This is a genomic window from Pseudomonas sp. (genome assembly GCF_002796985.1).
In the GTDB taxonomy this organism is placed as follows: Bacteria; Pseudomonadota; Gammaproteobacteria; order Pseudomonadales; family Pseudomonadaceae; genus Pseudomonas.
On record NZ_PEKX01000012.1, the window covers coordinates 93,160 to 111,661 of the forward strand.

Below are 18,502 nucleotides of genomic sequence, written 5' to 3' on the forward strand. Positions count from 1 at the left end.
ACACCGCCGGAGGCCGCCATCGACCCGGACGAAGCGAACTTCCTCAGCTACCTGCTCGCCGAAAGCGGCGACGGCGACGCGCGCGCCTTCGCCACGCTGTACCGCTGCACCGCCGCGCGTCTCTACCCGCTGGCGCTGAAACTGAAGACCGATCAGACAGAAGCCGACACCTTGCTGGTCGACACCTACCTCCACGTCTGGACCGACGCCGACCGCTACCACCCCACGCGCAGCACCGCGCTGGACTGGATGATCGCCCTGCTCTATCAGCTCGCCGACCGCCCCTCCCCGCCACCCAGCGACGAGCCCTGGCCGGAACTGCCGCCGCCGGACGAACTCTGGCCTGCCATCCACGCACGCCTTCCCGATGACGAGGGCGATAGCCCCGGCCTGCGCTGGCCGCTGATCATCGCCAGCGTGGTCGGCGTGCTGATCGGCGCGGTGATCTGCCTGAGCCTGCTGCTAGAACTGCGGCCCGCACATTAGGCGCTTGGCTGAAAGACGATGGGTATCGCTTCGCCCCACGCCATCCTACGACGTGCCACGTGCCCGCCTCGGAGCTCTCCGTAGGATGGGTGGAGCGCGATACCCATGCTGTCGCTCTTCGAAGAAAGCCAGAAACAACCCACCCCAGCCCCGTAACCCGCCATAAAAACCCCGAACGCCGTACGGCATTACCTTGCCAAGCCGCCGCGTACTTGGCATAAACGTCCGATTCTTTTTCGCACACATAACAAGGAAGTTTCGATGCGCATTCTCGGACGCGTCCTACTTGCAGTCCTGCTGCTGCTCTTGCTCGTCGGCGGCGTCATCGCCTGGTACACCGCGCATCCCAATCTTCCGGACTACACCCCGCCGCAGAAGATGATCCACCTTGAGGAGCAGTGGTCCAAACAGGACCGCGAAACCTACTACTACACGCCCCAGGGCACCCAGGTGAAGGGCCTGCGCTACGACTGGTTCACCCACCTCGAGCAGCCCTTCAACAAGGGCAAGTTCGCCAGCCCGGAAAACCTCGCGCGCTTCGGCTTCCTCATCGAGCCCGAGCAGATCGGCCGCGCCCCCGACGACACCCTGGCCGCCACGGCCAAAAACCCCGGCAACCTGCCCGTGGGCTTCGCCCGCCACCAGGACGGCGAAACCGGCGCGTGGTACCTCGACATTACCTGCTCCGCCTGCCACACCGGCGAGCTGCGCTATAAAGGCACCGCCGTGCGCATCGACGGCGGCGCGGCCATGCACTCCATCGCCTCCACCGTGCCCACCCTGCGCGGCGGCGCATTCGGCCAGGCGCTGGGCGCCAGCCTCGCCTCCACCTACTACGTGCCGTGGAAGTTCGACCGCTTCGCCAAGGGCGTGCTGGGCGACAGCTATCCCAAAGGCAAGGCCGCGCTCAAGCGCGACGTGCGCAACGTGCTCGGCACCCTCGTCTCCACCGCCTGGAACGACACCCACCGCGGCCTCTACCCGACCCTCGAAGGCCCCGGCCGCGCCGACGCCTTCGGCCGCATCGCCAACAGCGTGTTCGGCGACGGCATCGACGCCTCCAACTACCGCGTCGCCAACGCCCCGGTGAACTACCCGCAGGTGTGGGACATCTGGAAATTCGACTGGGTGCAGTGGAACGGCTCGGCCATGCAGCCCATGGCGCGCAACATCGGCGAAGCCCTCGGCGTCGGCGCCACGCTGCGGATGTTCGAGAGCGACGGCAAACCGGTGATGGGCGATGAGCGCTACGCCTCCAGCGTGCGCCTGCGCGACCTCTACACCCTCGAAGAGACCCTCAAGCAACTCAAGCCGCCGGCCTGGCCGAAGGACGTGTTCGGCGAAGTCGACCTGAAGAAGGCCTCCCAGGGCCGCGCCCTGTTCCAGGCCAACTGCGTGTACTGCCACGGCCCGCATGTGAAGGAGCCCGGCGCCAAGGACTACATCGCCCCGGCCCGCGTGCCCGAGTGGCGCATGAAGATGGTCCCCACCAGCGAGATCGGTACCGACCCGACCACCGCCGACAACATCGCCGACCACACCTTCGACGTGCGCCCGCTCAAGCTCAAGGCCGAAGAATTGCAGGGCATGAACGTCCACCTGTACCCGCAGAGCGACGTGCCGCTGGACTTCTCGAAGATTTCCGCCGCCAAGGGCCTGGCCTACGTCACCGCCTTCGTCGAGCAGCGCGCCTACCGCGACGCGCACATCGGCGCGGAGCAGCAACAGGAAATGAACGGCTACGGCCTGCCCATCGGTGTGCAGGAACTGCGCGCCTACAAAGCCCGCCCGTTGGACGGCATCTGGGCCACCCCGCCCTTCCTGCACAACGGCTCGGTGCCCAACCTGTTCCAGATGCTCTCGCCAGTGGCCGAGCGCGACAGCCAGTTCTGGGTCGGCAGCTTCGAGTACGACCCGAAATATGCCGGCTACCGCACCGAGCGCTTCCCCGGCGGCTTCCTCTACAAGACCAGCGTCACCGGCAACAGCAACGGCGGCCACGAATTCCGCGACGGCTGCCGCAAGGACGGCGCCATCGGCCGCGCCCTGTCGCCGGAAGAACGCTGGGCGCTGGTGGAATACCTGAAGGTGCTGGGCAACCCCGAGTACGAAAACAAACTCGACCCGAACGTCCCCACCCCGCCGTGGACACCGGGGCCGAAGTGCGAATGAGCCGCGCCGGACTGCTCTTCGTAGGAGCGAGCTTGCTCGCGAACAGCCCCGGCAGCTCCGGCGTTGGGCGGGTTCGCGAGCAAGCTCGCTCCTACAGATGCCCCACGCTCCGCAGCACCGCCTGAACACCGATCCGCCCCCTCTCCCTTCAGGGAGAGGGCCAGGGAGAGGGAAACACCCCGCACCAGGCCCACCCCGCTACACCCGCAAGGGCCAGGGAACGGAATCCCCTCCATAAAAAGAACACCAAAGGACCCCGTGCCATGCGCTCCCTGCTCACCCGAATCTGGCTCTTCCTCGGCAAATGGCTCGGCCGTCTGCTCCTCGCCGTCGCCGCCATCGGCCTGCTCGGCTGGGGCATCGGCAGCCTCTACTACGCGTGGAAATTCTCCGGCCCCGTCTCCGCCCAGGAAGAAATCCCGGCGGGCGAAGCCCAGCTCACCCAGGCCATCATCGAAGACGCCGTGCGCATCGTCGAACAGCACCGCGACAACACCCGCGTACTGCGAGACGCCCACGCCAAGGCCCACGGCTGCGTGAAGGCCGAAGTCACGGTCAGCAGCGACCTCGCTCCCGGCCTGCGCCAGGGTGTGTTCGCCGAGCCGGGGCACAAATGGGAGGCGATGGTCCGCTTCTCCAACGGCAACGCCTATCCGCAGTTCGACAGCGCCCGCGACGCCCGCGGCATGGCCATCAAACTGCTCGACGTGCCCGGCGCCAAGCTGATGCCCGGCAAAGGCCACGACACCGAACAGGACTTCGTCATGTTCAACCACTCGGTGTTCTTCGTCCGCGACGTCGCCGAATACCGGCAGAACTTCGCCGCGCAAGCCAGCGGCCAGAAGGTCGCCGCGTTCTTCCCCAGCTGGAAGCCGAGCACCTGGGAAATCCGCCACTTGATCATCGCACTGCAAACCCTCGCCCCCGCCCCGAGCAGCCCCCTGCAAGCCGGCTACAACGGCATCGCCCCCTACAAGCTGGGCGAGGCAAACAACATCAAGTACCGCGTCATCCCGCTGAGCGAAGGCTGCCCGGCCTACCAGTTGCCCAAGCTCAACGAAAAGCTGCCCAACTTCCTGCGCACCGCCATGTACCAGCAACTCTCGGTCGACCGCACCCCCGCCTGCTTCGCCCTGCAAGTGCAGAAACAGGACCCGAGCCAATACATGCCCATCGAAGACGTCAGCGTCGAATGGAGCGAGAAGGACGCGCCCTTCCAGACCGTCGCCACCGTCAGCATCCCGGCCCAGGACTTCGACAGCCGCGAGCAGAACCTCGCCTGCGACAACCTCTCCTACAACCCGTGGCACGCCCTCCCCGAACACCGCCCGATTGGTGGAATCAACCGGCTAAGGAAGGCGGTTTATGAGGCGGTGAGTGTTTATCGGCATGAGCGGAATGGATTGAATGACCAGACACACTAAAATCATCCAAACAATATTAATCAATGGACATGTGCCAAACACGATTCTTTAATTTGGAGTTGAGCAATGAAACGCACCTCGCACAATCCAGATCAATATATATTCTCCTTTAGACAAATCGCTAGTAATGGGAAGAAAAAAATTGGAATACTACTTGGGGCAGGCGCACCGGTCAGCATAAACATCAGCAAAGACGAAACATGGAAGTCGCTTATACCAAACCTTGCCGGCCTAACGAAAATAGTAAAAGAAAAATTAAGCGCCGACGACCTCTCAGCCTACAACTCACTAGAATCATCAATTTCCGAACCAAACTTAGAAAAGGTGCTTAGCAAAATAAGAACAATTTCTGAGGTGATCGGCGAGAATAAAATAAACAATTACAACTCAACAGACTACCAAAATCTCTCCGAAAACATATGCAACGCAATTAGAGATGAAGTAGACCAAGTGCTCCCTGTCGGACAGAACCCCTACACCGAGCTAGTTTCATGGATAAATGGTATTTCCAGAAAATATGGGGTTGAAATATTTACCACGAACTATGACCTACTCCTTGAACAGGCCTTAGAGCGCGCCAAAACACCGTATTTTGATGAATTTAGCGGCTCTGATAGCGCTTTTTTCGACCCGTCTACAATTTCTCGAAATGACCTTCCTCCAAGATGGGTGAGGCTATGGAAATTGCACGGCTCAATTGGTTGGGAAAAGAACAACAAAAATGAAGTGACAAGGATACCTAGATCAAAAACCGCAAATATGGTCTATCCCTCGCACATCAAGTACGACCAGACTCAAGCTGCCCCATTTTCGTCTCTCTTCGAGCGATTGAAAAACTTCATCCTAGAACCGGACACGCTTCTCCTCTCAACTGGATTCTCTTTCGCGGACGCCCACATATCCTCAAAATTACTTGAAAGCCTCCTAGCGAACCCATCATCTGCTCTATTCGCATTCCAGTACGGAAACCTTGAGAGCGAAATATACATTAAAGACCTGGCAATTAAATGCCCGGGAATTAGTGCCTATTGCCGAGACGGAGCAGTTATCAATGGCACCGAGGCAAGGTGGAAAATCGGCAGTCTACCTGCCCGAAACTGGAAGAACTTCAGGGACGAGTATTACAAAGACGAACAATTCCTATTGGGTGACTTCAGCATGCTCTCAAGATTTCTAGCAGCCGCAGGTGCTGAATACACCTTAGAAACGATAAGCGTAACTGAGGAGGAGCCGGAAAATGCACCAGATGAATAACCCAACATTACTTGGAACAATCAGTTCTGTTTCTAGCTCCTCTGCGACCGTTGAATTATCAGATTCAGTAGAGTCTGGAGTTGTAATCCTAGAGGGTCAAAACTATAGAGTTGGGCAGGTCGGCAGCTTCGTCAAGATCCCATTAGGATACAACAAATTATATGCAATAATATCAGGTTCAAGCGAATCAGGAAAAATCGAAGAACAAGAAACAATATCTCCTGACCGGCGATGGATTAAAATAGAATTAATCGGCGAAATAGTTGGAGGGGAATTTGAAAGAGGAATAAGTGAGTACCCAAACATAGGAAACGAAGTTCATATCGTGACTGACTCGGACCTCAGCAAAATCTTTGGAGAGCGCCTGCAAGACCACTTTGAGATCGGCACACTTTCTAGTTCCGACAGCATCAAGGTTAGCCTTGACTTAAACAAGCTTGTATCTAGGCACTCAGCAATTCTTGGTTCTACTGGCGCGGGAAAATCCACTAGCACAGCCAGCATTTTGCGCTCACTTGTTTCCGGGCAAGACAATGAATTAAAACTCCCATCTGCAAGAATTTTGTTAATTGACATTCATGGAGAGTACTCTTCCGCCCTGAGCGATCATGCAAAGACATTCTCCATCGACTCCCCACACAACAAACTGTTTATCCCTTTCTGGTGCCTATCACCTGAAAGCCTAATAGACTTCCTCTTTGGCACACTTAACGAGTCAACCAGAGCTCTATATCTAGACAAGTCCGTGGAAGAGCGAAAGCACGCCATTAACGCGAACAACTTAGACGACATTGACCCCGAAAAAATAACCAATAGAACGCCACTCCCCTATAGAATTAAAAAGATATGGCATGAACTCTGCTTTGAGGACACTGTCAACTGGGAAGATAAAGACAAAACAATCCCCGCTTACAAAGGAGATGAGAAAGGAGACTTTGAAAAACTTTCCCCCCCTCGCTTCCTCCCTCCCGGTGCGGGTCAAAATTCGCCATTCAAAGGTGGACAAGGGCTTCTCAGAAAGCAACTTGACTTAATGAAGTCCCGCTTAATAGATACGCAATACTCTTTTTTGCTTGACCCTGGACCTTGGAATCCAGACAAGGACGGAAAAATCGAGAAAGACCTCGGAGACCTCATAAAAGATTGGCTAGGCCATGATAAACCAATAACAATATTAGATCTATCCGGCATGCCATCTGCAAGACTAAGCCTCTTACTTGGTGCAATTCTAGACATATTGTTCGAGACCGCAATATGGGGGAGAAACAGCATTTCAGGAATGAGAGAAAAGCCTCTCTTATTGGTGCTGGAGGAAGCGCACCGATATCTCTCCAAGTCAGAGAATGGATTAGCAAAATCGATGGTTCAAAAAATAGCAAAAGAGGGGAGAAAATTTGGAGCAGGGTCAATGTTGGTAAGCCAAAGACCCTCAGAGATAGACGAAACCATTCTCTCTCAATGCGGAACCATAATCTCTCTTCGAATTAACAACTCAACTGATCGCTCGATAGTAAAATCAGCAATGTCCGAGGGACTATCCGGCATAATTGATTCATTACCTATCCTCAGAACAGGAGAGGCCATAATTGTTGGGGAAGCAGCAAAGCTACCAACACGCTGCAAGTTCACCGAACTGCCCGAAGGAAAGTACCCCAACAGCAAAGATCCGGACGTTTACCAATCGTGGAGAAAAGAAAAAACCAACGAAGATTACTCGGAACTAATATTAGCTTGGCGCAAACAATCCATAAACTAGGAGAACAACTCATGGAAAGAACCCCAGTCCAGTCCAGCAATATTTCATCAATTGGGTACAACCCATCCACAGAGACTCTTGAAGTAGAGTTTAACAACGGAAGTATTTATGAATACTATGGAATTTCAGAAAGCACCTACAACGAACTTATGAATTCCAACTCTCATGGTTCGTACTTGGCGGCCAACATTAAAAACCACTATCAATATCAACGAACGCAATGAAGCAATAAAGCTTGACCATATCAAAAACCACAAATACTATTTCCCGGCCCCATCAAATCAATGGGGCCGGGATTAGCAGCCCGAAACTCCAGAGACAATCGCCGATCTGTATCGGCGGCCCAACCATTTGGGCCGTCCACCGGAACGCGGCGTGTTGGTTCGTGTGGCTGCTGATCCAACATCGTCCGTAGGTGGTCTGCTCGTAGTAGAGATGCGACTGAAATGGACGATTCTTCCCTGCCAACCCCACTCCCCTTCCTCCGCAATCGCCGCACCCTGCGCGCCCTGCTGATCGACGATCAGGTCTGGTTCCTCCTCTCCGACTTCTGCCGCGTGACGGGCTACCCGCACGAAGAACGCATGGCCATGCGCCTGGCCGACGACCAGATTCGTCAGGAGCGGCTGCTGACCGAGGACGGTCTGGAGCTCGATTACGTGCTGTTGAGCGAATCCGCCGTGTACCAGGCGCTGGTGCTGTTCAACGTGCCGGACTACGGCTCGCTGCGGCGCTGGATCAGCGGCACGGTGGTGCCGCAGGTGCGCAGCCAGTTCAACCCCGCCGGCCCGCGCCATGTGCAACTGCAATTCGACCGGCAATGCCTGCGGGTGCTGGATTGGCAGGACGACCTGTGGGTGAGTTTCGGCGACCTGCCTCGCGTGCTGGGCGGGCGTTCGCCGATTGCCGGGCGCAGCGGCTGGCGGGGTTGGGCGAAGCGGTTGCGGACGTAGGGCGCATAACGCGGTACGCGTTATCCGCCGTTTGGCCGGAGGCCCGGGCCGCACCGAACCCACCAGCGGCGCGAGGCATGGCGGCGTACAACCGCGGCGGCTGTACGCCCTGCGGGTTCACCGGGAAATACCGTTCGTAGGATGGCGTGGAGCGGAGCGATACCCATGCTGACGGTGGGTGGGTGTCGAAGGGTATCGCTGCGCTCCACCCATCTTACTGGTGCGTCACGGCGCGGTGTCGTCAGGGCTGCCCGCCCAGCTTGAGGAGCGTCACTATCAGCCCGCCGATAGTCATGAAGGACGCGAGCAGCGTGCCGAGGATCAGCGGGACGACGCCGCCCGGCGAGACGTAGGGCGTCACTTCCAGGAGGAAGCCGGGGCGGATGTGATTCGGGGTCAGGCAGGTGATCTGGTAATCGCCGGGTTCGTTACAGTGGAATTCGCCCAGGGGGTTGCTGGAGTTGCCACCCATGTCGCTGCGGCGCACGGTGAAGAAGCGGACAGGCCGTCCACATCAGATCGCAGGCCGGAGCGGCAGCTCTTGGCAGAAGCGCAGCAGCCCTGCATCAGCCGCCGAAGTTGGCCGCGAGAGACTTCGTAATTATCGCCGCTACGCGCAGGAATTCTCCGATAGAGCCATCACGGGCGGCCCCCTAGCCTTGTGCTCCACGCGATCGAAGGCGGGCGGGCTGCTCATTCCGTGCAGGCTAATCCGCCGCCGTCGTGCTTCGGAGAGTTCCTGCATGTCTGCCGTCGAGAAGAAGTTGAACAAGCTGGCCGCTACCTTTCGCGCAGCCCTGGCCAAAGGGAATTACCAGCAGGGCCGCGAGGCGGCGCAACAGGCGCTGAAAATCGCCCCGAACCATCCCACGCTGCTGGCGGACTATGCCCTGTGCCTGATGCGCACCAAGGACTACGAGCAGGCCTACAAGACCTACCTCAAGCTGCTGCATACGCTGGGTGAGGAAAAGATGCCCGGCACCGCGCTGGATGGGCTGACCGAGGTCTGCGGCTGGTTGAAGCGGGAGGACCTGGTGCGTCGCTACGGCAACCTGTCGCTTAGCGTGGCGGACCAGAAGTACAGCCAGTTCCCCGCTTACCCATTGCCCGACACGCCGCCAGCACCATTCGACGGCGCAAACCCGGAGCGCAACCTGATCGTCTTCTCCCTGTTTGGCGCCCGCCCACGCTATTGCGAGAGCGCACTGAAGAACGTGGAGGCCGCGCGCGACCTGTTCCCCGGCTGGCGCTGTCGCTTCTACGTGGATGATTCCGTGCCACCGGCGGTGCTGACCCGTCTGACGGCGGCCGGTGCACAGGTGGTGCAGGTGGACGAGGCGACCCGCCAGGCGATTCCACCGACCATGTGGCGCTTCCTGGTAATGGAAGACCCCGAGGTTTCGCGCTTCCAGGTGCGCGATGCCGACGCGCTACTTTCCGAGCGAGACCGCGCGGCAGTGGAAGCCTGGCTGCAGAGCGGCTTCTGGTACCACCACATGCGCGATTACTTCAGCCATACCGAACTGCTGCTGGCAGGGATGTGGGCCGGCTGCCACAACCCGAACCTGCCGGGCATCCGCGAGCTGATCGCGCAGTACCTGAAGGAGGAAGAGGCGCACAAGCGCTTCGCCGACCAGTACTTCCTGCGCCGCAGCCTGTGGCCGACCATCCGCCAGAGCCTGCTGAGCCATGACGATCTGTTCGGTTTCCTGGACGCGCAGCCCTTCCCGCCGCACGAGCCGGTGCGTTGGCGGATGGAGGCCTTCCATGTGGGCTGTAACGCCAGCTACCAGGGCATCAGGGTGCAGAGCAAGCTGAAGGACGGCGAGTTGCAGCCCTGGGGGCTGTTCGATGCCGAGGGCGGGCTGTTGTGCCGTTACGAATCGCCGGTGGCCAAGGGGCATTGGGAGGAATGGATGCCGTACTTCCTCTGCGAGGCCATTACGGACGGCATTTACAACGTGCGCAGCCTGGCCAAGTGAGGGCGCACCCTGCGCGCGGATCGCGGGCATTGCCCGCTCCTGTTCCGAGCGCAGGCCGGTGCTGACCCGGATAGAGATCGTAGGATGGTGTGGAGCCTAAGCGATACCCATGCCGCTGGCGCGAAAAGGCTTGATGGGTATCGCTGCGCTCCACGCCATCCTACAAAGGCCACACGGCATATCGCGGGGTGGTATCAGTAGACTTCCGGCACCTGCAATTCCTGCGGCGTGGGATGCCGGCGGTAGCCTTTGTGGCGCTGCCGCTCGGGCAGGTTGACGGCGGGCAGCTGCACTTCCTGGTAAGGGATCTGACTCAGCAGGTGGCTGATGCAGTTGAGCCGCGCGCGCTGCTTGTCGTCGGCCTGGACGATCCACCAGGGCGCCTCGGCGATGTGCGTGCGTTCGAGCATCACTTCCTTGGCCTTGGTGTAGGACTCCCAGCGGCGGCGGGATTCCAGGTCCATGGGGCTGAGTTTCCACTGTTTGAGCGGATCGTGGATGCGGCTGAGGAAACGGTAGTGCTGCTCCTCGTCAGAGATGGAAAACCAGTACTTGAGAACCTGGATGCCGGAGCGCACGAGCATGCGTTCGAACTCAGGCACGCTGCGGAAGAACTCTTCGTACTGGTCGTCCGAGCAGAAGCCCATCACCCGCTCGACGCCAGCGCGGTTGTACCAACTGCGGTCGAACAGGACGATCTCACCTGCCGCCGGCAGGTGCGAAACGAAGCGCTGGAAGTACCACTGGGTGCGTTCGCGGTCGTTCGGTGCGGGCAGCGCGGCGACCCGGCACACACGCGGGTTGAGGCGCTGGGTGATGCGCTTGATCACGCCGCCCTTGCCAGCGGCGTCGCGGCCTTCGAAGAGGATGACCACCTTGTGGCCGGTCTTCACCACCCAGTTCTGCAACTTGACCAGCTCGGCCTGCAGGCTGAACAGGGTGTGGAAGTAACGCTGGCGTGCCAGGCGTTCCTCATGGGTCTGCAGGCTGCCGTGGCGCAGCCCTTCGAAGTCGTAGAGTTCGTCGAACAGTTCGAGTTCGAGCTCTTCGTCGCGGTCATCCAGCAGGTCGCGCTGGACGCGCCGAGGGAAGTTCTTGTCATCGAGCAGCATGGTGGGTTGCCTTGTGCCGTCACTGGCTCAGTCACATTGAGTGACATTTTCATGACAGAAAAATGTAGCCACGCTTTATGACGAATTCATTACAGCCAGTGAAAGATATTTCTTACAAAGCCCGGTTTAGAGCCCTCCTCGATCTGACACCCAATACATTAAGAAGGTCTTAACAGCTCACCTCCGCTGCCGAACGGTTACCCGTGTTCGCGGTTGCTTTGCAGGGACGGCTGCCAGGATCGCGGAGCCAGGCGCAGCACCGCGAAGAAAGGAAAGATCAGGCGTCAGCCAGCGGACGTGGCTTGTTGACGTATTTGAACGTGCCGGAGGCAGTGGCGACGACCAGGCCCTGGCTGTTGCGCAGCTCGCCCTCGCAGAAGGCGATGGAGCGGGTGTGATGCTGGACCTTGCCGTGGGCTTCGAGCACCTCGCCCACTTCGCCGCCGGGGCGCAGGAAGCTGGTCTTCATCTCGACGGTCACTACGCCGCGGCCGGCTTCGTCGGCATCGCTGGCGCTCAGCGCCATGGCGACGTCGAGCAGGGTCATGATCAGCCCGCCATGGGCATTGGCCCAACCGTTCACCAGTTGCGGTTCGACACGCACGACCAGGCAACCCGGCCCGTCCGCCGCCGGGGCATGGCGAAACTGCAGGAAGTCGAGCATGGGGATGGCGATGCCACGGTGGGCGGTGTAGAGCTTGAGCTGGTCGATATCGAGTGGCATGGAACGTCCGGAAGCCAGGAATGGGGCGTGGCGATGTTCCCTGTTCCGACCCGCTGGCCGCAACCCCGGCGAAGCCTGATGCACAGCGGGAATGCCCGCCGATAGCTGCTTTCAGGTGGCCTTTAGGCGATGAATGCTCAGCGCGACTTGCGGGTGCCGCTCTTCTTCTCGGTCTGGCGCTCAACGGCCTGGACGAAGAGTTCCTCGACCAGCAGCGACTGGATCGGCGAACGGGTCTCCAGCGACAGGCTCATGGATTCCAGCTTCTGGTTTACCCCCAGGCGGGCGATGCCGCACAGCAGGATGCGCTGGGCACCGAAGATATTGCCCTTGTCGACCAGCACTTCCCGAGGCTTTTCGCCGTCCAGGTAGCTGACCTTGAGGGCGATGGCGGTGTCGTCGCGCACGGCCAGGTTGAGCCAGGTGGCGATGTTGAATTCGATCACCCAGCCCAGGCCGGTTTTCTTGGCCACGGCCTCGCGAACCAGATGTGCGGGGACTGGACCCAGGGGGGTGCTGTGGTTTTCCATGGGGCTACTTCTGACTGCTGCGGGGTAGAGCGAAATGCACTAACGGAAGACCCGATTTTATGTGAAGCAGTTCAAGTTTACAGGGGCTTCTCTGTAAGACAACAGCGATTGGGTAAGCACGACGTTACAGATACGAACCGCTCTGGGATGCCGTTTTCCGTGAGGAAATGGATGTCGGAAGCGGAACCGCAGCGCGGAATACCAAACACTGTCCGACGAAATGAATTATCAGGGAATTAACGTCACCCAAGGCCGGTCCGGCGGGATGCCGAATCGGCCTTGGCGTGTCTCCTTGGCTGGCGCAGGCGCCAGTGAGGCCGGGCCCTGGGCCCGCTTGCTCAGGCCGCGCCAGCGAAAGTGCGGGGCCTGTGTTCGCCCGAGCGGTTCTTGCGCACTTCCCGGCGCTCTCTGAAGTCCAGTTCGTCCAGAGCGTCCATGCGTTCCTGCAGGTCTTCGATGACCTGCGGGGTCAACAGCTTGCGATGTCGAGTCATACGCACCTCCTGCGTGCTGATGCCTCCTTTATTGGACTAGCACGCGCGTAGGAAGATTCAACAGCCAAGCAGGATGGATTGACCGAACGGTCAGGCGGGTGAGGTGTAGGAACACCACGCGATAGTGGCATGGCTGACGAACAACCTGTAGGAGCGAGCTTGCTCGCGAACGAGTTCCCCTGCTGCACCAACGCTGGGCTGTTCGCGAGCAAGCTCGCTCCTATAAAGAGCCTGTACCACGGCGTACAACCACGAACGCTTGTACGCCTTACGAATCAACGCAGCTCGTCGATCAGGCTTGCCACCGTCACCAGCACAGCCACAGCCAGCGCCTTCGACCGCGCCCCGCTCCACCCGGTGCGCACGTTGGGCGAGAGGTTGTGATCCTTGAACGGCATTTCCAGGGTCAGGGACAGGCAATCGTAAGTGCGACCAACGTGGTTGCAGGCCAGGGTCAGGTTCGCCTGGCCGGGAGCATCCTTCGGGTAGCCGTGCACGCTCTGGAATTCGCCGATGGCTTCCAGGCGCTCGCGGAACAGGCTTTCCAGGCGGTCCAGGCGCGGGGTGAACTCCGGGTTGCCTTCGCAGCCGGCAGCGAACACGAAGGGGATTTCCTCGTCGCCGTGCACGTCGAGGAACAGGTCCACACCGTACTGGGCCATCTGCTGCTGGACGAACAGCACTTCGGGGCTCTCCTCGGCGCTGGGCGCGGCCCAGGCACGGTTGAGGTCCTTGCCGGCGGCGTTGGTGCGCAGGTGGCCGTGGAAGGCGCCGTCCGGGTTCATGTTCGGCACCAGGTAGAAGTCGGCGCGCTCCAGCAGGCGCTGGATGTCGGCATCGGCAGATTGCAGGCGGTCGATCAGGCCTTCCATGAACCACTCGGCCATGTGCTCGCCGGGGTGCTGCTGGGCGATCAGCCAGATCTTGCGCGCACCCGCCGCACCCTTGCCGATGCGCAGCAGGGGTAGTTCGCGGCCTTCGAGGCTGTGACCGGTGGCGAGCAGTTCGGCTCCGTTGGCCTGGGCGCGCTTCACCAGTTCGGCGTGGCGCTCGCGGCTGTAGGGCTCGAAGTAGGCGAACCAGGCCTGGGGCTGCTCGGCGTCGAGGCTGAAGTGCAGGCCATTGGCGTCATAGGTGCTGGGCACGCGGAACCAGTCACGCTGGTCGTAGGAGGCCACGGCGTTGTAGCCCGGCCAGCCGCCGGTGTAGCTGGATCCGGGGGTGTTGGTCAGGCTGAACTGGTACTGCTGGCCGGGTTCGAGGCCCTCGGCCTTGAAGTGGAACCACTGGAAGTGCGGGCTTTTCGTGTCCGGGCGCAGCGCCAGGCGCACGTGGCGCGGGTCGCTGTCGTCGATGACCTGGATGTTGCCGCTGTCGAAATCGCAGTCGATCTTCATGAATTCTCCGTAGGCGCACGAACCTGAGGCGCCAAAGCCCGGCATTTTCGCCCTCCCCGCTGCGTCTGTCATGTAGCGGCGACTTGCCCGTGCAAATATATTATATATGTAATATAAATCAGGTAACGGATTGGCGCGGCCCTGCGCTGGTGATCCAGCAACCACCGGCTAACCTCGACTCACTCTTTCCAACAGCCACTTTTCCAACGGACTCATCCCCAACTGCGGAGAACACTGCATGAGCGCATACGATGTGATCGTCATTGGCGGCGGCCCCGGCGGCTACAACGCCGCGATTCGCGCGGGCCAGCTGGGCCTGAAAGTCGCCTGCGTGGAGGGCCGCGAAACCCTCGGCGGCACCTGCCTGAATGTCGGCTGCATGCCGTCCAAGGCACTGCTGCATGCGTCCGAGCTGTATGAAGCGGCGGCCGGCGGCGAGTTCGCCAACCTCGGCATCCAGGTCAAACCCAAGCTGGACCTGGCGCAGATGATGAAGCAGAAGACGGAAAGCGTGACCGCGCTGACCAAGGGCGTGGAGTTTCTGTTTCGCAAGAACAAGGTGGACTGGGTGAAGGGCTGGGGCCGCATCAATGGGCCGGGCAAGGTCGAAGTGACTGCCGCTGACGGCAGCAAGAGCACGCTGACCGCCAAGGACATCATCATCGCCACTGGCTCGGAGCCCTCCCCGCTGCCGGGTGTCGAGGTCGACAACCAGCGCATCCTCGACTCCACCGGCGCGCTGTCCATCCCCGAAGTACCCAAGCACCTGGTGGTGATCGGCGCCGGCGTCATCGGCCTGGAGCTGGGCTCGGTGTGGCGCCGCCTGGGCGCGGAAGTCACGGTCATCGAATACCTCGACCGTATCTGCCCCGGCATGGACCTGGAAACCGCCAAGACCTTCCAGCGCGCACTGACCAAGCAGGGCATGAGCTTCAAGCTCGGCTCGAAGGTCACCCAGGCAAAGGTCAGCGGCAAGCAGGTAACCCTGAGCGTGGAGCCAGCCGCCGGCGGCGCGGCGGAGTCGATCCAGGCGGATTACGTTTTGCTCGCCATTGGCCGCCGCCCTTATACCCAGGGCCTCGGGCTGGAAAGCGTGGGCCTCACCACCGACAAGCGCGGCATGCTGGAGAACCACGAACACCGCAGCAGCGTGCCGGGCATCTGGGTGATCGGCGACGTGACCTCCGGCCCGATGCTCGCGCACAAGGCCGAGGACGAAGCCATCGCCTGCGTCGAACTGATCGCCGGCAAGGCCGGGGAAGTGAACTACGACGTGATCCCCAGCGTGATCTACACCCACCCGGAAGTCGCCACCGTGGGCAAGACCGAGGAGCAGCTCAAGGCCGAGGGCCGCGCCTACAAGGTCGGCAAGTTCCCCTTCACCGCCAACAGCCGGGCAAAGATCAACCACGAGACCGAAGGCTTCGTGAAGGTGCTGGCGGACGAGCGCAGCGACGAGATCCTCGGTGTGCACATGATCGGCCCGAACGTCGGCGACATGATCGCGGAATACTGCGTGGCCATGGAGTTCCGCGGCGCCGCCGAGGACATCGCGCGTACCTGCCACCCACACCCGACGCGCTCGGAGGCGCTGCGCCAGGCGGCGATGAACGTGGACGGCTGGGCCATGCAGGCCTGACCGCTCATCGCTTCTGACGAGCGGTATGTGCGGCGCGATGGCGCACCCGCCATAGCGCTGCAGGCCACGGCTGACGGGGCCTGCAGCGCTTAAATCGGTTTTATTTGCGACAACTTTGTGTACAAGCGCGACATGGGCTGTGACTTTCTTCGACTCTGAAACCATCAATTGCGTGAACGAACACGAAAGTGGATGAACTGCTTTCGCCACCTTCGCAATGGATTACCCCGCAGAGAGATCACAACCATGCATGCGACTCTTCGTTTCAACGAGGCTCTGCTGATCACTGGACGAGCCTTCCAACCCTTCAATTGTGTGACCTGGGTTGACCAAGGGGGCGACGGCAGCCTCGACCTGTCCGTCCTCGATCGCACCGGTACCCGCCTGCTGGGCCTCACCCGCATTCCCAGCTCCGCGTACTCCGACCCGGAACAGCTCGAAGGCCTGCTGAACCAGGCCCGCGACGAGCTGAACCGCGAAGGCTACCGCCTGCAGGAATGGCACATGCCCGCCTGATCCGCAGATTGGTACCTCCCCCGAAGCCCGGCCCCAAGCCGGGCTTCGCCGTTTCAGTCACCTCTCCTGCCGCATCGTTTCAGCTTCGTTTCCGAAAACGCACATCCCACTCGTCAGAAAGCCGCAATTCGGTGCGGGTTTCGCGGGTGCGGCGACCGATAACCAGCTACCGGCGGGGTACGGTCAGCGCCAGCATCAGCGCCAGTTCGACAACTCCGACCTGAAACTGGAAGGCCTTACCCGCGACGGCCGTGAGCCCCCTTGCGGGTAAGCCTTGGCATTACCGATCACAAGCGCCGGACGGCGCCTGCTGAGCGGCGGGCCACGCAATTGATGCTTTACTCTCAGACCTTCAGCCCCTGCCGAGAAAAAGCAAGATGAATGCGAAGCAGCACGACACTCTGCTGGCGACACTGCAGGCGCGGTTCGACCAGCACCCCGAGCGCCACGCCGGCATCACCTGGGCGGAAGTCCAGGCGCGCCTGGAGCCCGCCCCGGCCAAACTCAAGACACTGGAGCGGATGGAGGCCACCGGCGGCGAGCCCGACGTGGTTGGCCGCGAGAGCGCCAGCGGCGCCTTCCTGTTCTTCGACTGCTCCGCCGAAACCCCGAACGGCCGCCGCAGCCTCTGCTACGACCGCGAGGCGCTGGACGCCCGCAAGAAGGACAAGCCCGCCGGCTGTGCCACCGAACTGGCCGCGCAGATCGGCATCGAGCTGCTCGACGAGGCACAGTACCGCCAGTTGCAGGACCTGGGCAGCTTCGATCAGAAGACTTCCAGCTGGCTGCGCACCCCTGGCTCCATGCGCAAGCTGGACGGCGCGCTGTTCGGTGACCGTCGTTATGAGCGGGTCTTCACCTACCACAACGGAGTGCAGTCCTATTACGCCGCGCGCGGCTTTCGCGGTGTGCTGAAGGTCTGACGCGCAACACCGGCAGTTTGGCAATATCCATGGGATGACTGACATTGCCGCCAGCGTCAGTCATCGCCACACTCGTGGCACCATCTGAACGAGCCTTGCCATGGAATCGCCGCGCCGCGTTGCCTGCCTGCTCTACCCCGAGGTGATGAGCCTGGACATCACCGGGCCGCTGCAGGTGTTCGCTTCCGCCAACGTCGAGCACCAGCGCCAGGGTCTGGCGCCGGTCTACGAGCTGTTGGTGCTGGGCGAACAGGCCGGGCCGGTGGCCACTTCGGCCGGGATACGCATCTGTGCCGATATGGCCTGGCGCGAAGTCGACCCCGTCACCCTCGATACGCTGCTGGTGCCCGGCGGGCTGGGCGTCCCCGCGCAATGCGCGAACAGCGAGCTGCTGCACTGGCTGGCGGCCGCCGAACCACAGGTGCGCCGGCTCGGGTCGGTGTGCTCCGGCGCGCTGATCCTCGCGGCCGCCGGCGTGCTGAACGGTCGCCCGGCCACGACGCACTGGGCGGATGTCGATCAGCTGTGCGCCAGCTTTCCCGAAGTCCTCGTCCAGGGCGACCGCTTGCACACTTACGATCCACGGCGCCGCGACGGTGACGACCATGTGTTCACCTCAGCGGGCGTCACCGCCGGCATCGACCTCGCCCTGGCGCTGGTGGAAGCTGATCTCGGCCGAGCCCTCGCCCTGGCTGTGGCGCGGCGCCTGGTGATGTTCCTCAGGCGCCCCGGCGGGCAGGCGCAGTTCAGTCACTGGTTGACCCCCGAGCCCACCCGCACGCCGCGCCTGGCCGCGCTGCTGGAGTGGATACCGGCTCACCTGGGCGACGACCTGTCGCTGGAGGCCCTGGCCGAGCAGGCCTGCATGAGCCCGCGCACGCTGTCGCGGGTGTTCATCAACGAGCTGGGCATGGGGCCTGGCCGCTATGTCGAGCGTGTCCGCCTGGAAGCCGCTCGCGCGCTGCTGCAAGACGCCCAGGCGTCGATCAGCACGGTGTCGCGGCTGTGCGGCTTCGGCCATCCGGAAAACCTGCGCCGCACCTTCCACAAGCACCTGGCGATCAGCCCCCAGGACTACGCCGAGCGCTTCGGCCAGTTGCACTGACAACCATGACAACACTCAGATTCTCTCTATCTCAG

18 protein-coding genes are annotated in these 18,502 nt (G+C 61.0%); 12 read left to right on the top strand and 6 right to left on the bottom strand.

The features are described 5' to 3' along the window. The first annotated feature begins 171 nt into the window (after window positions 1–171). From CTR55_RS18150 to CTR55_RS18180, 7 genes are all read left to right on the top strand, one after another. Window positions 172–486 carry a hypothetical protein gene (locus CTR55_RS18150; RefSeq protein ID WP_296288218.1) on the top strand — a complete coding sequence of 105 codons (315 nt, stop codon included), beginning with the start codon at window positions 172–174 and terminating at the stop codon, window positions 484–486. 261 nt (window positions 487–747) lie between these two features. Continuing rightward, window positions 748–2,658 carry a di-heme-cytochrome C peroxidase gene (locus tag CTR55_RS18155; protein ID WP_296288219.1) on the top strand — a complete coding sequence of 637 codons (1,911 nt, stop codon included), beginning with the start codon at window positions 748–750 and terminating at the stop codon, window positions 2,656–2,658. Window positions 2,659–2,921: 263 nt separating this feature from the next. Beyond that, complete coding sequence (locus tag CTR55_RS18160) at window positions 2,922–4,082, top strand: catalase family protein (RefSeq protein ID WP_296288220.1); 1,161 nt, start codon at window positions 2,922–2,924, stop codon at window positions 4,080–4,082. A 66-nt stretch (window positions 4,083–4,148) separates the two neighbouring features. Further along, on the top strand, window positions 4,149–5,336 hold the full coding sequence (locus tag CTR55_RS18165; RefSeq protein WP_296288221.1) for an SIR2 family protein: 1,188 nt from the start codon (window positions 4,149–4,151) through the stop codon (window positions 5,334–5,336). Beyond that, window positions 5,320–7,092 carry an ATP-binding protein gene (locus CTR55_RS18170; protein ID WP_296288222.1) on the top strand — a complete coding sequence of 591 codons (1,773 nt, stop codon included), beginning with the start codon at window positions 5,320–5,322 and terminating at the stop codon, window positions 7,090–7,092. The genes CTR55_RS18165 and CTR55_RS18170 overlap by 17 nt, the downstream gene beginning before the upstream one ends. Window positions 7,093–7,103: 11 nt before the next feature. Beyond that, window positions 7,104–7,316, top strand: coding sequence for a KTSC domain-containing protein (locus CTR55_RS18175; protein ID WP_296288223.1), 213 nt, complete (start codon window positions 7,104–7,106; stop codon window positions 7,314–7,316). Between the two features lie 222 nt (window positions 7,317–7,538). Then, a complete protein-coding gene (locus CTR55_RS18180) occupies window positions 7,539–8,045 on the top strand; it encodes a BRO family protein (protein ID WP_296288224.1) in 507 nt (168 codons plus the stop codon). A gap of 241 nt (window positions 8,046–8,286) precedes the next feature. Here the strand turns inward: CTR55_RS18180 and CTR55_RS18185 are convergent, their stop codons facing one another. Continuing rightward, window positions 8,287–8,532: a hypothetical protein gene (locus tag CTR55_RS18185; protein ID WP_296288225.1), complete on the bottom strand. Its 246-nt coding sequence runs from the start codon at window positions 8,530–8,532 to the stop codon at window positions 8,287–8,289. A 256-nt stretch (window positions 8,533–8,788) separates the two neighbouring features. Between CTR55_RS18185 and CTR55_RS18190 the strand changes: the two genes are divergently transcribed. Continuing rightward, window positions 8,789–10,027 carry a tetratricopeptide repeat protein gene (locus CTR55_RS18190; protein WP_296288226.1) on the top strand — a complete coding sequence of 413 codons (1,239 nt, stop codon included), beginning with the start codon at window positions 8,789–8,791 and terminating at the stop codon, window positions 10,025–10,027. A 194-nt stretch (window positions 10,028–10,221) separates the two neighbouring features. Here the strand turns inward: CTR55_RS18190 and ppk2 are convergent, their stop codons facing one another. From ppk2 to CTR55_RS18215, 5 genes are all read right to left on the bottom strand, one after another. Continuing rightward, complete coding sequence (gene ppk2 / locus CTR55_RS18195; RefSeq protein WP_296288227.1) at window positions 10,222–11,139, bottom strand: polyphosphate kinase 2; 918 nt, start codon at window positions 11,137–11,139, stop codon at window positions 10,222–10,224. Between the two features lie 277 nt (window positions 11,140–11,416). Continuing rightward, the gene (locus CTR55_RS18200) at window positions 11,417–11,863 is read right to left on the bottom strand and encodes a PaaI family thioesterase (protein WP_296288228.1); all 447 of its coding nucleotides are present in this window, start codon (window positions 11,861–11,863) and stop codon (window positions 11,417–11,419) included. A 137-nt stretch (window positions 11,864–12,000) separates the two neighbouring features. Beyond that, window positions 12,001–12,393 (bottom strand): hypothetical protein, encoded by a 393-nt coding sequence (locus CTR55_RS18205; RefSeq protein WP_296288229.1) that lies wholly within the window; start codon window positions 12,391–12,393, stop codon window positions 12,001–12,003. A gap of 338 nt (window positions 12,394–12,731) precedes the next feature. Continuing rightward, on the bottom strand, window positions 12,732–12,887 hold the full coding sequence (locus CTR55_RS18210; protein WP_296288230.1) for a hypothetical protein: 156 nt from the start codon (window positions 12,885–12,887) through the stop codon (window positions 12,732–12,734). Window positions 12,888–13,162: 275 nt separating this feature from the next. After that, window positions 13,163–14,284 carry a M14-type cytosolic carboxypeptidase gene (locus CTR55_RS18215; RefSeq protein WP_296288231.1) on the bottom strand — a complete coding sequence of 374 codons (1,122 nt, stop codon included), beginning with the start codon at window positions 14,282–14,284 and terminating at the stop codon, window positions 13,163–13,165. Window positions 14,285–14,522: 238 nt separating this feature from the next. On the opposite strand from CTR55_RS18215, the gene lpdA reads away from it, so the two are divergent. The 4 genes from lpdA to CTR55_RS18235 all read left to right on the top strand — a co-directional run bounded on the left by lpdA (window position 14,523) and on the right by CTR55_RS18235 (window position 18,467). Then, complete coding sequence (gene lpdA, locus CTR55_RS18220) at window positions 14,523–15,923, top strand: dihydrolipoyl dehydrogenase (protein ID WP_296288232.1); 1,401 nt, start codon at window positions 14,523–14,525, stop codon at window positions 15,921–15,923. A 246-nt stretch (window positions 15,924–16,169) separates the two neighbouring features. After that, complete coding sequence (locus CTR55_RS18225; RefSeq protein ID WP_024763325.1) at window positions 16,170–16,439, top strand: hypothetical protein; 270 nt, start codon at window positions 16,170–16,172, stop codon at window positions 16,437–16,439. Window positions 16,440–16,816: 377 nt separating this feature from the next. After that, window positions 16,817–17,362: a DUF4256 domain-containing protein gene (locus CTR55_RS18230; RefSeq protein WP_296288233.1), complete on the top strand. Its 546-nt coding sequence runs from the start codon at window positions 16,817–16,819 to the stop codon at window positions 17,360–17,362. A gap of 100 nt (window positions 17,363–17,462) precedes the next feature. Next, complete coding sequence (locus CTR55_RS18235; protein ID WP_296288234.1) at window positions 17,463–18,467, top strand: GlxA family transcriptional regulator; 1,005 nt, start codon at window positions 17,463–17,465, stop codon at window positions 18,465–18,467. Window positions 18,468–18,502: the final 35 nt, after the last annotated feature.

Excerpts from the sequence above, each read along its gene's own strand:
- CTR55_RS18155 (WP_296288219.1), top strand. The coding sequence starts at position 748 with ATGCGCATTCTCGGACGCGTCCTACTTGCAGTCCTGCTGCTGCTCTTG.
- CTR55_RS18160 (WP_296288220.1), top strand. The coding sequence starts at position 2,922 with ATGCGCTCCCTGCTCACCCGAATCTGGCTCTTCCTCGGCAAATGGCTC.
- CTR55_RS18165 (WP_296288221.1), top strand. The coding sequence starts at position 4,149 with ATGAAACGCACCTCGCACAATCCAGATCAATATATATTCTCCTTTAGA.
- CTR55_RS18170 (WP_296288222.1), top strand. The coding sequence starts at position 5,320 with ATGCACCAGATGAATAACCCAACATTACTTGGAACAATCAGTTCTGTT.
- CTR55_RS18175 (WP_296288223.1), top strand. The coding sequence starts at position 7,104 with ATGGAAAGAACCCCAGTCCAGTCCAGCAATATTTCATCAATTGGGTAC.
- CTR55_RS18180 (WP_296288224.1), top strand. The coding sequence starts at position 7,539 with ATGGACGATTCTTCCCTGCCAACCCCACTCCCCTTCCTCCGCAATCGC.
- CTR55_RS18190 (WP_296288226.1), top strand. The coding sequence starts at position 8,789 with ATGTCTGCCGTCGAGAAGAAGTTGAACAAGCTGGCCGCTACCTTTCGC.
- ppk2 (WP_296288227.1), bottom strand. The coding sequence starts at position 11,139 with ATGCTGCTCGATGACAAGAACTTCCCTCGGCGCGTCCAGCGCGACCTG.
- CTR55_RS18200 (WP_296288228.1), bottom strand. The coding sequence starts at position 11,863 with ATGCCACTCGATATCGACCAGCTCAAGCTCTACACCGCCCACCGTGGC.
- CTR55_RS18205 (WP_296288229.1), bottom strand. The coding sequence starts at position 12,393 with ATGGAAAACCACAGCACCCCCCTGGGTCCAGTCCCCGCACATCTGGTT.
- CTR55_RS18210 (WP_296288230.1), bottom strand. The coding sequence starts at position 12,887 with ATGACTCGACATCGCAAGCTGTTGACCCCGCAGGTCATCGAAGACCTG.
- CTR55_RS18215 (WP_296288231.1), bottom strand. The coding sequence starts at position 14,284 with ATGAAGATCGACTGCGATTTCGACAGCGGCAACATCCAGGTCATCGAC.
- lpdA (WP_296288232.1), top strand. The coding sequence starts at position 14,523 with ATGAGCGCATACGATGTGATCGTCATTGGCGGCGGCCCCGGCGGCTAC.
- CTR55_RS18225 (WP_024763325.1), top strand. The coding sequence starts at position 16,170 with ATGCATGCGACTCTTCGTTTCAACGAGGCTCTGCTGATCACTGGACGA.
- CTR55_RS18230 (WP_296288233.1), top strand. The coding sequence starts at position 16,817 with ATGAATGCGAAGCAGCACGACACTCTGCTGGCGACACTGCAGGCGCGG.
- CTR55_RS18235 (WP_296288234.1), top strand. The coding sequence starts at position 17,463 with ATGGAATCGCCGCGCCGCGTTGCCTGCCTGCTCTACCCCGAGGTGATG.